The organism is Pseudomonas sp. rhizo66 (genome assembly GCF_031931925.1).
In the GTDB taxonomy this organism is placed as follows: domain Bacteria; phylum Pseudomonadota; class Gammaproteobacteria; order Pseudomonadales; family Pseudomonadaceae; genus Aquipseudomonas.
This window is the reverse complement of the sequence record NZ_JAUJWZ010000004.1, coordinates 207774-221874: the sequence shown is the minus strand read 5'-3', so window position 1 is coordinate 221874 and position 14101 is coordinate 207774. Positions and strand designations below refer to the sequence as shown.

General features: G+C 60.4%; 8 protein-coding genes. 3 read left to right on the top strand and 5 right to left on the bottom strand.

Going from position 1 to position 14101, the window contains the following annotated elements; all coding sequences use genetic code 11:
- Nucleotides 1-81 precede the first annotated feature (81 nt).
- Complete coding sequence (gene azu / locus QZR14_RS06800) at nucleotides 82-528, bottom strand: azurin (protein ID WP_007915878.1); 447 nt, start codon at nucleotides 526-528, stop codon at nucleotides 82-84.
- Between the two features lie 340 nt (nucleotides 529-868).
- Between azu and QZR14_RS06795 the strand changes: the two genes are divergently transcribed.
- Together QZR14_RS06795 and QZR14_RS06790 are read left to right on the top strand one after the other, a co-directional pair.
- Nucleotides 869-1456: a TIGR00730 family Rossman fold protein gene (locus QZR14_RS06795; RefSeq protein WP_311996190.1), complete on the top strand. Its 588-nt coding sequence runs from the start codon at nucleotides 869-871 to the stop codon at nucleotides 1454-1456.
- Between the two features lie 68 nt (nucleotides 1457-1524).
- Nucleotides 1525-1722 (top strand): hypothetical protein, encoded by a 198-nt coding sequence (locus QZR14_RS06790; RefSeq protein ID WP_194935482.1) that lies wholly within the window; start codon nucleotides 1525-1527, stop codon nucleotides 1720-1722.
- A gap of 207 nt (nucleotides 1723-1929) precedes the next feature.
- Here QZR14_RS06790 and QZR14_RS06785 read toward each other — a convergent pair whose 3' ends face one another.
- From QZR14_RS06785 to QZR14_RS06770, 4 genes are all read right to left on the bottom strand, one after another.
- Nucleotides 1930-2820: a transglutaminase family protein gene (locus tag QZR14_RS06785; protein ID WP_250602951.1), complete on the bottom strand. Its 891-nt coding sequence runs from the start codon at nucleotides 2818-2820 to the stop codon at nucleotides 1930-1932.
- Nucleotides 2820-5306 carry a circularly permuted type 2 ATP-grasp protein gene (locus tag QZR14_RS06780; RefSeq protein WP_311996189.1) on the bottom strand — a complete coding sequence of 829 codons (2487 nt, stop codon included), beginning with the start codon at nucleotides 5304-5306 and terminating at the stop codon, nucleotides 2820-2822. The genes QZR14_RS06785 and QZR14_RS06780 overlap by 1 nt, the downstream gene beginning before the upstream one ends.
- Nucleotides 5307-5394: 88 nt before the next feature.
- Nucleotides 5395-8670: a transglutaminase family protein gene (locus QZR14_RS06775; RefSeq protein WP_311996188.1), complete on the bottom strand. Its 3276-nt coding sequence runs from the start codon at nucleotides 8668-8670 to the stop codon at nucleotides 5395-5397.
- 301 nt (nucleotides 8671-8971) lie between these two features.
- Nucleotides 8972-11284 carry a YgiQ family radical SAM protein gene (locus QZR14_RS06770; protein WP_250602948.1) on the bottom strand — a complete coding sequence of 771 codons (2313 nt, stop codon included), beginning with the start codon at nucleotides 11282-11284 and terminating at the stop codon, nucleotides 8972-8974.
- Nucleotides 11285-11492: 208 nt separating this feature from the next.
- On the opposite strand from QZR14_RS06770, the gene QZR14_RS06765 reads away from it, so the two are divergent.
- Nucleotides 11493-14075: a hypothetical protein gene (locus tag QZR14_RS06765; RefSeq protein WP_311996187.1), complete on the top strand. Its 2583-nt coding sequence runs from the start codon at nucleotides 11493-11495 to the stop codon at nucleotides 14073-14075.
- Nucleotides 14076-14101 lie beyond the last annotated feature (26 nt).

Genomic DNA, 14101 nt, shown 5'->3' with positions numbered 1-14101 from the left:
GAGCAGGCTCGCTCCCACATTGATGGCGCAAACCTGTGGGAGCGAGCCTGCTCGCGAAGAACGATGATGCGGTTGACCGGCTTACTTGACAGTAATGGTGCCTTTCATCATCGAGATGTGGCCTGGGAACGAGCAGAAGAAGCCGTATTTATCAGTGCCGGCCAGCTTCGACACGTCGAAGGTTACCGAGTCAGTTTCCTTGGCACCGATGATTTTGGTGTGCGCGATCACGCGAGCATCGCCATCTTTCAGGTAGTTTTTGTCGATGCCAGCAGCCAGGCCATCAGTGGCGATCGGCTGCATGTCAGCTTCTTTGCTGATCACCAGGTTATGGCCCATGACATTCTTCGGCAGGCTGCCGGAGTGGGTCAGTTCGACGGTGAAGGTCTTGCAGCTCTTGTCGATTACGATTTCCTTGGTGTTGAAGGACATCTGATCGGTGGAGTCAACGGTGGTTTTGCACTCGGCAGCCATCAATTGGCTGCTGGCCAGCGCCAGCAGGGATACCGCAACAACTTTGGAAAACATGGTGAATCTCCAAGGCAGGGTTAACAAAAACACGAATGATGGAAAGACTGCCTGAAATCTTCGCAAGTTCCTATGACTTGAGTCAAAAATTGTATACAACTTTCAGGCTATGACACTCATCGAAACAATCTAACGGCCAGATTCCCCGGCCGGACCTATGATCGGCCCATCTACTGAGACGGAGTGCCTGTCATGTTCTTTAACGGCCTGTTGTGCAGTTTGCTCGCCGCTTACGCCTGTGGCGCCAGCGGTACCTTTGAATCGCCGGAATGCGAAGTCTAGTCCTTGGATCAAGGCGTGCCAGCCATTACCCTGTGACGGATTGACCCAGGAGGAAGGCATGTCTCTGAAATCCGTTTGTGTATTTTGCGGTGCCAACGCCGGCACCGTCCCGGCTTACACCGAAGCCGCCATCGCCCTTGGCCGAGCATTGGCCGAACGAAAACTGACCTTGGTCTACGGCGGTGGCGCCGTGGGTTTGATGGGAATTGTCGCCGACGCTGCGCTGGCCGCTGGCGGTGAAGTGATCGGCATCATCCCGCAGAGCCTGATGGACAAGGAAATCGGCCACAAAAGTCTGACGCGCCTGGAAGTGGTCGACGGCATGCACGCGCGTAAGGCGCGCATGGCCGAGCTGAGCGACGCCTTCATCGCCCTGCCCGGCGGCCTCGGCACGCTGGAAGAGCTGTTCGAAGTCTGGACCTGGGGCCAGCTCGGTTACCACGGCAAGCCGCTGGGTCTGCTGGAAGTGAACGGTTTCTACAGCAAACTCACGGCATTTCTCGACCATATCGTCGGCGAAGGCTTCGTTCGCGCGCCACACCGTGACATGCTGCAAGTGAGCGAATCAGCGCAAACGCTGCTTGATGCGCTGGATAACTGGAAGCCGACCGTCGCGCCAAAATGGGTTGACCAAAAACCCGGCTAACCACGAGGCTCCGATACAGGGCAGAATATGCGCCGCTCAACCTCACCTTCGACCCAAGAGGATCGCCCATGGCCAAACCCAATTACTCCTTCGCCAAACGTCAACGAGACCTGGCAAAGGAACAGAAGAAAGAGGAAAAGCTTCAGCGCAAGAAACAAACTGCTGAAGAAGCGGCACTGAACCCTGACGGTGAAGTGGCGACGCAAGATGATGTTGATGCAACCGAAGTGACTGAAACACCGAAAGATCAGGCGCCCGACGCCTGAACCCCACCGGGTTTGATGATCAAATCAGACCCTGCGGATTTGTGACGGGGCTGGCGGTTTCACTGCCGGCCCTCACAGCCCCCTTTTTGAGTTCCCCCCAACTCCCCTGTGGGAGCGAGCCTGCTCGCGAAAGCGTCGTGTCAGTCGATAATCACTTACTGAAAGAAAGCATTCGCGAGCAGGCTCGCTCCCACAGTTTTGATCAGGTTAATCCAGGGGCATCACCGTGACGCGCACTTCCGGGTCGTGATTGCCGCCGCCCAGAATCACCCCGCGCAACGGCGACACATCGGAAAAATCCCGCCCCCACGCCAGTGTGATGTGCTCCAGCGCCGGTTGCACATTGTTGGTCGGATCAAAATCCACCCAGCCCAGCACCGGACAAAACACCGAGACCCAGGCATGCGACGCATCAGCGCCGATCAGGCGTGGTTGCCCCGGCGGTGGCTGGGTCAGCAGATAGCCGCTGATATAACGCGCTGCCAGCCCTCGCGAGCGCACACACGCCAGCATCAAGTGCGCGAAGTCCTGACAGACCCCACGCCGGCGCTCCAGCACTTCCACCAGCGGGGTCGCCACTTGGGTCGCCTCGGCATCAAAAGTGAATTCGCTGAAGATCTTTTGCATCAGGTCCCGCACGCCCAACAGCAACGGCCTGCCCGGCGGAAAACAACTTTGCGAAAACTCGACGAAACTGCTTTTCAAATGCACGTAAGGTGACTGGAACCGGTAGCGACAAGCTTCAAGCAACTCAGCGGACAGCGGCTGACTGCTGTAGGTCAGCGCATCGCGGGTCAGCTCCCAGGCGGGCGACTGATTGAAGTCCAGCGGCGGTCGCGCCAGCACCTCAACGGTGAGCCGAGCATTGACCTGCAATTCATCGTGAGGACGCTCGAACGCCAGTCGGGTCAGCGGATTGCCAAACACGTCGAGCTCATCGCGGCGTGCTGTCGGGTTCGGGCTGATCAGCAACTGCTGTTCGGTGCAGCGCTGCCAGGCGCATTCACGCGGCCACAGGTGCGCCAGTTGCTGCGCCAGGGACACCGGGCTGTCGTAGTGGTAACAGGTGTCGTGGAGGATCTGGTAGCGAGCATTCATCAGACGGATACCGTGCGCTGGCTGACATCATCGACATGGGCGAAATGGCGCAGAGCCAGACGATCCGACACTTGCCCACTGGCCTCGGCAATCTCTTGCAGCAGATCCGCCAGCCCATTCAGAGCTGCCCGGACGCTGGATTCCCCGAACAGCGGATTCTCCAGACACCCCAGATCGAACCGCGCCAGACGCTCGACCAGTTGCGGCAGCCCGGTCTCTCGCGGCGCCGCGAAATCATCGTTCAACCGTTTCAAGGTGCGGGTCACCAGTTTCAACTGGAACAGCACCGCATGCGGGTTCTGCTCATCGAGCAGCAGCAGGTCGAGCACCGGAATCAATTGCGCCACGGCCAGATAACGCGAACGGTAGGTGATGCTGCTGTTGCCCAGTTCCAGTAGCCATTCGAGGCCCGCTTGATCGAGCGCCCCGGCGCCGCGCAGAAACGCCGCCAGACTGCTGCTGAGAAACTGCAGCCGCTCGATGCGCCGGCCGATCATCAGAAAGCGCCAGCCTTCGTCGCGGGTCATGTCGTCGAGGGCGAACCCGGACAGCGCCGCCAGTGACATCACCAGACGGTTAAGGAAATCCAGCAATTCGCCAAAGTCGGGCTCGTCGGTGTCCAGCTCCATGGCTTCACGCTGCAACTCCACCAACGCTTGCCAGTTTTCCCGCGAAAGCTTGCCGCGCACTTGCGAGGCCGCCCACTGCAAACGCTGCAGGTTGGAGCGCAGGCTGAACGACCAGTCCTCGCCCAGCAGCGCCGCAAGCAGACGCTCCGGCAACTCACCTTCGTCTGGCAACAACGTCAGCCGCTCGCCGAGGTCGACGGCGGCCTGCAACGCTTGCGGGTCGTCGCCGTCGACATAGCGCGCGAGCATGATGCGCAGCAACCGCGCACTGTCATCACAGCGCTCGCAGTAACGACCGAACCAGAACAGGTTTTCCACTACCCGTGACGGCAGATACGGGTCGCGGCGCACCAGATCATGAACCCCGACGCTGCGCTGACTCTTCCATTGCTCGCCACTGGGCGGGCGCTCACCGAGTACCCAAGTGTCTTTGCTCGCCCCACCGCGCTGCATCGACACCACTTCGGCGTCAGCCTCGGCCGCCACCCGGGTCAAACCACCGGGCAGCACGCGATAACCATCAGCACCGGCCACGGCGTACATGCGCATGCCGATAGCCCGTGGTTGCAGTTGGCCGTTTTCCGCCTGCCAGATCGGCGCTTGGGAGAGTTGAGCCAATTCTTGCGCCACATACGCATAAGGACGCGCCTGCATGCGCTCGGCAAGCGCCTGACGCTGCTTTTCACTCAGGTCACGGCCAAAGACCGGCGCGAAGCTCTGCGAAGGAAACGCCGGTTTGATCAGCAGTTCAGGAAGTTTTTCCAGGGCCTGGGCCAACACCGGCGCCTCACCGCACCACCACGTCGCGATCGACGGCAAAATCAGCTCTTCGCCAAACAGGTATTGGTTGATTTTCGGCAGAAAGCCCAGCAACCCCGGCGACTCCAGCACCCCGCTACCCAGCGCATTGGCGACCAGCACCCGGCCCTGACGCACCGCCTCAAGCAACCCGGGAACGCCGAGTGCCGAGTCCGTGCGCAACTCCAGCGGATCGCAGAAATCATCATCGAGCCGGCGCATGATCGCGTGCACACGACGCAAACCACTGAGGGTTTTCAGATAGACCGTGGCATCGCGCACCGTCAGGTCACCGCCCTCGACCAGCGGATAACCGAGCTGGCGAGCCAGATACAAATGTTCGAAATAGCTTTCGTTGAAGCGCCCCGGCGTGAGCAGCACCACCAGCGGCGCGTCATCGTCACTGGGCGCTTGTCGCGCCAGGGTTTCCTGCAATGTGCGGAAGAAGCCGGCCAGATGCTGCACCTTCAGATCCCGGTACAACTCGGGAAAGGCGCGCGACACGATGGTGCGGTTTTCCAGGGCATAGCCGGCGCCCGATGGCGCTTGCGTACGATCGGCGGTAACCCACCAGCGCCCGTCCGGCGTGCGCGCCAGATCCACGGCGTACAGGTGCAGAAACGTCGCTTCCGGCGGCGCGACATGCTGACACGGCCAGAGAAAATTGTTGTGGCCAAATACCAGTTCCGCAGGCAACAAGCCTTCGCTGATCAGCCGTTGCGGCCCGTACAAATCGGCCAGCACCGCATTGAGCAGTCGCGCACGTTGGGCGATGCCTGCCGACAGTTGCTGCCATTCATCCGCAGCAATCACGTGGGGCAGCAGATCCAGCTCCCACGGCCGATCGGCGCCCTTGGGATCGGCATAGACGTTATAGGTGACACCGTTTTCCTGAATCTGTCGCGCCAGCAGTGCCTGACGCTGCACCAGTTGCGTAGGTGTGCTGCGCTGCAACTGATCGAACAGTCGCCGCCAATGCGGGCGCACCGCGCCACTGCCGTCGAGCAGTTCGTGATAAGTGCCCGCCGTGAGCGGGTAGCGGTCTAGCAGGTCAGGCATGGAAAGCTCGGCAGACAGCGAAGAACGGTCAGACTAACGCAGGCACATGACATGCGGATAGACGAAAAATCCGCATGTCGCGTGCGATCTAGAAACGTCGCAAATCGATTGTCATCGGCAGCTCGTCACTGATTTCTACGTTCGGTATAGGAAGTTTCCCCGGTGTGTGTCCGACACGGAAGAACCGCGCCATCCGCCGACTCTCCGCTTCGTTGGCATTGACCGGCAACGTCTCGTAATTGCGCCCGCCCGGATGCGCGACGTGGTACTGACAACCGCCCAGCGAGCGCCCCATCCAGGTGTCGAGCAGGTCGAACACCAGCGGTGCGTGTACGGGGATGGTCGGCTGCAAGCAGTTGGCCGGTTGCCACGCGCGGTAACGCACACCCGCGACAAACTCACCAACGCGCCCGGTCGGGTGCAAGGGCACCGCGACGCCATTACAGGTCAGCAGATAGCGCTGCGGCGGCAGCCCCTTGAGCTTGACCTGTAAACGCTCCAGCGATGAATCGACGTAACGCACTGTGCCGCCAGCCGCGCCCTCCTCGCCCAGGACATGCCACGGTTCCAGAGCCTGACGCAGCTCCAGTTCAATACCGTTGACGGCGTAATCGCCGACCTTGGGAAAGCGAAACTCCAGATGCGCGGCAAACCATTCCGCCCGCAGCGGATAACCGGCGCTGTTGAGTTCGACGATGACGTCAGCGAAATCCTGTTCGATAAAGTGCGGCAGCAGGAAGCGGTCGTGCAGTTCAGTGCCCCAGCGCGCCAGTTTCGGCGGCGCATAAGGTTCACGCCAAAACCGCGCGACCAGCGCGCGCAACAACAACTGTTGGGCCAGGCTCATGCGCGCATGGGGCGGCATTTCAAAGGCGCGCAGTTCAAGCAAGCCGAGACGCCCGGTGGCGCCGTCCGGTGAATACAGTTTGTCGATACAGAACTCGGCACGGTGCGTGTTGCCGGTGACGTCGATCAGCAGATTGCGCAGCAGTCGGTCAACCAGCCACGGCGCGCATTCCTCACCCGGTTCGGGCATCTGCGCAAAAGCGATTTCCAGTTCATACAGGGCGTCATTGCGCGCCTCATCGACACGCGGCGCTTGGGACGTAGGGCCAATGAACAATCCGGAAAACAGGTAAGACAAAGACGGGTGGTTGTGCCAGTAACTGATCAGGCTGCGCAGCAGATCGGGGCGGCGCAGAAACGGTGAGTCCGCCGGCGTCGCGCCACCGAGTACGAAATGGTTGCCGCCGCCGGTGCCGGTGTGGCGACCGTCGATCATGAATTTCTCGGTGGTCAGGCGAGTTTGCCGCGCCTCTTCATAGAGAAATTCAGTGCGTTCGACCAACTCGTCCCAGGTCGCCGACGGCTGCACATTGACCTCGATCACACCGGGATCCGGAGTGATGCGGAAATTGCTCAGGCGCGGATCGCTCGGCGGCTCATAGCCTTCCAGCAGCACCGGGCAATGCAGTTCTTCAGCCGTGGCTTCGATGGCTGCGACCAGTTCCAGATAATCCTCGACCCGCTCCAGCGGCGGCATGAACAGGTACAAACGTCCCTCACGCGCCTCGGCGCAAAACGCTGTGCGGGTCAGCCAGTCAGCGGATTCGTCGATTTTCGGCGCGCGTTCGTCAGGCGTCGCCGGTTCACCATGACTGTTGAGCTGCGCAGTTTGCGGCAGTTCGGAGAAATCCTGATTCGGGTCCTGTGGATGGATAAACGGATACTCGGCCGCCTTCACCCACGGCTGCGAACCCAGTGGCAAGCGATAACCCAGCGGCGAATCCCCCGGCACCAGCCGGCAGTGCTCATCTCGCAGGTACCAGCGCCCGCTCTGCCATTGATCGCCCTTGGCGGTGCGCGCCAGCGGCAATACCTGGCCGATCACCTTGTTCAAGCCCTGACTGAAGACCTTGCGCAGACGTGCGCGCTCCAGCGGCTCCTCCAGTCGCGAGTCTTCGGCGCTGACATTGCTCGGCAACGTGCCCTCGCGCCAGAGGTAATAGAAATTATCCTCGTAGGCCGGGAAGACAAAACGTGTAGGCAACTTCAACCGTTCGGCAACACTCGCCAGAAAGCGCCCGGCCAACTCACCATTGGCGCCGTAATCCTGCTGCTCGTCTGCGATCAAGGCGTTGTTGTCCCAGATCGGCACACCGTCGCGACGCCAGTAGCAATTGAGCGACCAGCGCGGCAATTGCTCACCGGGATACCACTTGCCCTGACCGAAATGCACCAGGCCCTGCGGCGCGTAATGCTTGCGCATGCGCTGGAACAGTTCGGCGGAAAGTTGCCGTTTGGCCGGCCCCAGCGCGGCGGTGTTCCACTCGGCGCCATCCGGGTCATCGATGGAAACGAAAGTCGGCTCGCCGCCCATGGTCAGGCGCACGTCATCCGCCAGCAGGTCAGCATCGATCTGCCGCCCCAGCGCCTGAATCGCCAGCCACTGCTCGTCGGTGTAGGGCTTGGTGACGCGCGGCGCCTCCCAGATCCGCTCCACCGACATTTCGTGGCTGAACTCGCATTCGCATGGCTCGACCAAGCCACTGATTGGTGCCGCCGAGGACGGATCGGGGCTGCAGGCCAACGGAATATGCCCTTCACCGGCAAACAGCCCGGACGTCGCATCCAGGCCGATCCAGCCAGCGCCCGGCAAATACACCTCACACCAGGCGTGCAGGTCGGTGAAGTCGACCTCAGTCCCGGACGGGCCGTCGAGGCTTTTCACGTCGGCAGTCAATTGAATCAGATACCCGGAAACAAATCGCGCGGCCAACCCGAGGTTGCGCAGCAACTGCACCAGCAGCCACGCCGAATCCCGACAGGAGCCGGAGGCATGTTCGAGGGTGTGTTCCGGGGTCTGCACGCCCGGCTCCATGCGAATCAGGTAGCCGATGTCTTCGCTCAAGCGCTGGTTGAGCGCCACAAGAAAGTCCACCGCTGGCAGCGGAGTGCGATCGATGGCGTCCAGATAGGCTTTGAATTTTGGCGTCAGCGGCAGGGTTTCAAGGTACGGCGCCAGTTCCTTGCGCTCATCGGCAGCGTAGGCGAAGGGGATTTTCTCCGCGTAGGGCTCGAGGAAGAAGTCGAACGGGTTGAACACGGCCATTTCGGCGAGCAGATCGACTTCAATGCGCAACTCATTGGTCTTCTCGGGGAATACCAGCCGCGCCAGATAGTTGCCCTGCGGATCCTGCTGCCAGTTGATGAAATGCTGCTCGGGCGAGACTTTCAGCGCATACGACAGTATCCGCGTGCGGCTGTGGGCAGCCGGGCGCAGACGAACGATCTGCGGGCCGAGTTCGACAGCGCGGTCGTAACGGTAATGCGTGACGTGATGCAATGCGACATGAATCGACACGGCGTGCCTCCTGCGAGCCTAAGCGTATTCGAAAGCGCGCAAGACTTATGCCATGCACAGGCTAAGGCGCTTTCCCGGAATGCATAGGGCAGTACAGCACCAAAATCGGGCGATGCGGGGAAATGGTTTGGCGAAGTTGCTCCTAAATGTGGCGAAGATCAAAAGATCGCAGCCTTCGGCAGCTCCTACAGAAAATGCATATCCCCATGTAGGAGCTGCTGAAGGCTGCGATCCTTTGATCTTCTACCACAATGCAAAACGCCAACCCGAAGGTTGGCGTTCTGTTGAGCTCAAGCGATGTTTAGCGCGGGACGACCGGCTTGCGCGCCGGCTTCGGCCCTTTGCCTTTCGCGGCGTCCTTGCGCTCCTTGGCTGCCTGCTGGTTACGGGCAAACGCCGCTGCCTTGGCCTGTTCACGCTTGTCCCACGGATTACCACCATCACTGGCACGCGGAGGCAGGCCGGTGTGCTGGGTGAGGATCTTGGTGGTCTTCTCTTTGCCTTCCTTCGCCACTTTATGGCTGCCGGCCGGCGTCGAGTTCTTGCGACGGGCGCTCTGGTAGCTGTCGGTAGCCGGCTGGTGCGTCGGGATCAATTGATCCTTGCCCGAACCGATCAGATCAGCGCGGCCCATGCGGATCAGCGCTTCACGCAGCATCGGCCAGCCTTTCGGGTCGTGATAACGCAAGAACGCCTTGTGCAGACGACGCTGCTCTTCGCTCTTGACGATGGTCACGCCGTCGCTCTTGTAGGTGACTTTGCGCAGCGGGTTCTTGCCCGAGTGGTACATCGCGGTGGCGGTGGCCATCGGCGACGGGTAGAACGCCTGCACCTGGTCGGCACGGAAACCGTTGCCCTTGAGCCACAGCGCCAGGTTCATCATGTCTTCGTCGGTGGTGCCCGGGTGGGCGGCGATGAAGTACGGAATCAGGTACTGCTCTTTGCCCGCTTCCTTGGTGTACTTCTCGAACATGCGCTTGAACTTGTCATAGCTGCCGATGCCCGGTTTCATCATCTGGTTGAGCGGACCTTCCTCGGTGTGTTCCGGGGCGATCTTCAGGTAGCCGCCGACGTGGTGGGTCACCAGTTCCTTGACGTACTCCGGCGACTCGACCGCGAGGTCGTAACGCAGGCCGGAGGCGATCAGGATTTTCTTCACACCCGGCAACGCACGGGCGCTGCGGTACAGCTGAATCAGCGACGAGTGGTCGGTGTTCAGGTTCGGGCAGATACCGGGGAACACGCAGGACGGCTTGCGGCACGCGGATTCGATTTCCGGGCTCTTGCAGGCGATGCGGTACATGTTCGCGGTCGGGCCGCCGAGGTCGGAGATGACCCCGGTGAAGCCAGGGACCTTGTCGCGGATCTCTTCGATCTCGCGAATGATCGACTCTTCGGAACGGTTCTGGATGATCCGGCCTTCGTGCTCGGTGATCGAGCAGAAGGTGCAGCCACCGAAGCAGCCGCGCATGATGTTCACCGAGAAACGGATCATGTCGTAGGCCGGGATCTTCTCCTTGCCGTACGCCGGGTGTGGAACTCGTGCGTAAGGCATGCCGAACACGTAGTCCATTTCTTCAGTGGTCATCGGAATCGGCGGCGGGTTGAACCAGACATCGACCTCGCCATGCTTCTGCACCAGCGCGCGGGCGTTGCCCGGGTTGGTTTCCAGGTGCAGCACGCGGTTGGCGTGGGCGTAGAGAACCGGGTCGTTACGCACCTTTTCCATCGACGGCAGGCGGATCACGGTCTTGTCGCGGGTCATGCGCGGGCTGGCAAGGATCTGCACGACCTTGGCTTCCTGCGGATCCTCGACCGGGCCCTTTTCCTGTTCGATGGCACAGGCCTGGGTGTCTTGCGTGTTGACGTACGGGTTGATGATCTTGTCGACCTTGCCCGGACGGTCGATGCGCGTGGAATCGACTTCGTACCAGCCTTGCGGCGTGTCACGACGAATGAACGCGGTACCACGCACATCAGTGATGTCTTCGATCTTGTGGCCCCACGACAGACGCTGGGCGACTTCGACAATCGCGCGCTCGGCGTTGCCGTACAGCAGAATGTCGGCGCTGGCGTCGATCAGGATCGAGTTACGCACGCGATCCTGCCAGTAGTCGTAGTGGGCGATGCGGCGCAGGGACGCCTCGATGCCGCCGAGCACGATCGGCACGTGCTTGTACGCCTCCTTGCAGCGCTGGCTGTAGACCAGACTCGCGCGATCCGGACGCTTGCCGGCCATGCCGCCGGGGGTATAGGCGTCGTCGGAACGGATTTTCTTGTCCGCGGTGTAGCGGTTGATCATCGAGTCCATGTTGCCCGCCGCAACCCCGAAGAACAGGTTCGGCTCGCCGAGCTTCATGAAATCGTCTTTGGACTGCCAGTTCGGCTGGGCAATGATCCCGACGCGGAAGCCCTGGGACTCCAGCAGCCGGCCAATGATCGCCATGCCGAACGACGGGTGATCGACGTAGGCATCACCGGTAACAATGATGATGTCGCACGAATCCCAGCCGAGCTGATCCATCTCCTCCCTGCTCATCGGCAGGAATGGCGCTGGCCCGAAACATTCGGCCCAATATTTTGGATAGTCAAATAACGGCTTGGCTGCTTGCATGTCGACGACCGGTGTTGAAGTGAAAATTCGCGGGCGCGGAATATAGCACAAAAAATAACCAATTCCGACGGCAATGGTCGGTTTCTCTTACAGCCTGCTTTTTGCGCATCCGACAACCCGTAACCGGCATCAAATCACCGTTCAAACCTAATATTCATCAGTCCAGCGCCAGCGCCGGCTGATGTGACAACCCTTCAAGGATGAAGAAATGTCACCGAAATCGCCCATCAGAGGCATCGCCACTGTCCATATCCATCCCCGCCCCGACACACCGCTTATCGGGCGTGTGCCGTATCAGACGGATCCATCAGGTGTCCTGCTGGCACGCGCAGTGCAGACGCCCGGCAAAATCACGACGAGCACTGACCTTGACGCGATCACTGCGGCGCCCCCGATTACGATCCGCCAGTCGACATCCACCGCGCCCACGCACCCCGTGGCTCAGGAGCAATCACTTGAGCAGTACCGGATCAGTGCTCCTGTCTCGCTGCCGGATCCCGATGCAGAGGGTTTCAGGACATTCAAGGGACGCCGCTACGTCGATGTGCAGGACGGCGGGATCGTTCAGATTGTGCTGGATGCGCAAACCGGGCTGTACCAAGCGAGATTGCCCAGCGAGCGGCACGCCTCCGGGCCGATGCTTGTACGCGATCCCGACAGCCGTTTCTGGCATGCCCTGAAGGCCCCCGCCCCCACCACTTTCCCCTTGTCCACTCAACGCCTGCTCGCCTTCGCAAGCGATCTGGATTTGCACGGCGCAGAACCTGGACATGACGGCCTGCATCACTACAACGGCAAACTGTATGTCGTGTTGGGACAGCGCACCTATCAAGCACTGCATGATCTTGACGCGTCTTCGCCGTCGAGGGCCGTGATGCGCATCGTTCGCTCCGAAGATCCTGTGGCCGCTGATTCCGCCAACGTTTACATCGGCACACGTCCGGGGCGCTCGGAGCCGATTGTCTTTGATGAGCATCAGGGTTGGGTGGGCACGCTGGTAGGCGGTGCGGGAGGCATGCGTCGAAGCGCAAAGCCGACGGAAGCCGCGCGGGTGGCCGACCTGGTCTTCGAGCTGCAGGCTCTGGATCTGGAGTTCGACCAGGCGATGGCCAAGGGCGAGCAGATACAAAACCGCTGGCGGGCCCTGAAAGGCACCGACGGCGAGCGAAACGTATTGGAACAACTCGAAGGACACCATCAACGGGAGCTGTCGATACTCGAAAAAGCTCTCAGCGTGCACACCGGACAAAAGGAGCGGATCATCGCGGCCAGAGGCAGCACCTCTTACCGGAACAAAGTCATCATGCTGCAAAAAGGGCGAATGCTGACGCTCAACCAAATGATGATCGCCAATGACTCGCTCAAGCTCCTCGACGGACCGCTTTTCGGCGGTCCGGTTTCAGACCACCCAAAAATCGCAGCCCATCTGTCAGCCAAACTGGTGATTCTGAAACAACGTCAGGCCATTGCTGATGAGCTGCGGAACACATGGCGCTTGTCGCAAACCGAATTGAAAGACGTAGCGTTCGAGCCGATGGATCTGCACGACACCGTGGCATTCTGGGTTTACGCCCAAAGCCGAATGTTCGTCGATACGACGGCTGAAGTGGACATCAACAACGCCCACGCCCGATACCTCGGCTTCTGCTTTGGCGAGATCACGTTTGCCTTCCGCGCGTACGACAGTATCCCTACCCAAGCGCGCATCGCGTTGCTCAGCGATCTGCTGGATCAGACGTCGGCCATCAGAGTCTCTTACGAGAATCTGCAGCTCCCGACCGGTGCGCACCATAGCCGTTCACGCGAAGACATCGTCGAGGCCATCCGCACCTTCGAGGGCACGCTGGAAGAGCACCTGAACCGTTTCCACCATGAGCAGGAGAAGACATCAGCGCTGCCACCCCATGAGCAACCGATTGATTTCGACTTTATCCCTGCACAGGACAGGAACCAGCCGAGCGTCACACCGCGCAAGATGTTTCGCAGCAAACACCACGGCGTCTACAAGATTCGCGTCGGTCGGCCGCGCCGTACCGCCGCTGGCGAAGAGCTGATTGATGTCATCAACCCACACGATCCGGCAGAGGTTCTACAGACCTACGAGCACCGGGAAGGCGAATGGCGTCGCCAGATTGCCCGGCAAGAAAGAAATCTGGCGACATTGACCACCCAGGCCGAGCAACTTCTGGAAAAAACCGATTCGCACTTGAACACGGCCTGGCGCGATGAGAGCGCGAAACGCAACGCCACCAGCATCGTCGAGTTCCTCACCGACCGGGCCGACAACCTCACTGAAGTCACCCGACAAATCGAACAGGCCCCGAATCCCGGTGCCGTGGATACGGCCACATTGCTCCAGCGTCTGGAACACGACAGCCAGCGCCTGCTCAACGAGGGCGAAGAGATTCGCGTGCGGCTGTACAAAGACCCTGCCTATCTGAGCATTGATCGAGTGGCGTACCTGATTAGCCATGGCCATCTCAGCGCCACCCGAACCCATGCCCGGGTGCAACTGGGCAAAGGCAACAAAAAAGACTTCCTCGACGTTTACACCCTGAACGACAGGCAAACCGGTACGCCGTTATGGCACGCCCATTTTCACTATGCGGAAAAACACAGCCCGGCGCTGAACTTCACTGCCAAGGGCGGCCATCTCAAGACCCTGCAGCAGAGCAGGCTCGGCACGTCATCCCAACGCCGGGATGAACAGGCAGGTCGAGCACACGTGCGGATCTGGCGCGAAGACATCGATCTGTCGACAGCACAGCAAATATTCCAGCTGGCTTCATAAAACGGCCTCTCCCTGAACCAGGGTTG

Bases quoted from the DNA above. Each gene is read 5' to 3' on its own strand.
- QZR14_RS06795 (WP_311996190.1), top strand. From the start codon at position 869: ATGTCTCTGAAATCCGTTTGTGTATTTTGCGGTGCCAACGCCGGCACC.
- QZR14_RS06790 (WP_194935482.1), top strand. From the start codon at position 1,525: ATGGCCAAACCCAATTACTCCTTCGCCAAACGTCAACGAGACCTGGCA.
- QZR14_RS06765 (WP_311996187.1), top strand. From the start codon at position 11,493: ATGTCACCGAAATCGCCCATCAGAGGCATCGCCACTGTCCATATCCAT.
- azu (WP_007915878.1), bottom strand. From the start codon at position 528: ATGTTTTCCAAAGTTGTTGCGGTATCCCTGCTGGCGCTGGCCAGCAGC.
- QZR14_RS06780 (WP_311996189.1), bottom strand. From the start codon at position 5,306: ATGCCTGACCTGCTAGACCGCTACCCGCTCACGGCGGGCACTTATCAC.
- QZR14_RS06785 (WP_250602951.1), bottom strand. From the start codon at position 2,820: ATGAATGCTCGCTACCAGATCCTCCACGACACCTGTTACCACTACGAC.
- QZR14_RS06770 (WP_250602948.1), bottom strand. From the start codon at position 11,284: ATGCAAGCAGCCAAGCCGTTATTTGACTATCCAAAATATTGGGCCGAA.